Source organism: Veillonella sp. ZSJB6 (assembly GCF_051549505.1).
Lineage (GTDB): Bacteria > Bacillota > Negativicutes > Veillonellales > Veillonellaceae > Veillonella.
This window is the reverse complement of sequence record NZ_JBPUGE010000129.1, coordinates 1-250: the sequence shown is the minus strand read 5'-3', so window position 1 is coordinate 250 and position 250 is coordinate 1. Positions and strand designations below refer to the sequence as shown.

The following is a 250-nucleotide window of genomic DNA, read 5'->3' as shown; positions in this document are numbered from 1 at the left end:
GGTTCAGATACTTCAGCTAACGCATTGTTTTCAGCGTTACAAGCAACTACAGCACAGCAAATCGGTGTGCCTGAAGTCTTGTTAGTTGCTGCCAATACCAGTGGTGGAGTAACAGGTAAGATGATTTCCCCTCAATCAATCGCGATTGCTTGTGCAGCAGTGGGTTTAGTTGGTAAAGAATCTGATTTATTTAGATTTACAGTAAAACACAGCATTATCTTTACGGTGATGATTGGTATTATTGTGACCT

Annotated in this window: 1 protein-coding gene; it reads left to right on the top strand. The window is 40.8% G+C overall.

Annotation, left to right across the window (positions count from 1 at the left end; translation table 11 throughout):
• A partial coding sequence (locus tag ACSV5T_RS10160; protein WP_438321059.1) for an L-lactate permease occupies positions 1-250 on the top strand: 250 nt, incomplete at both ends.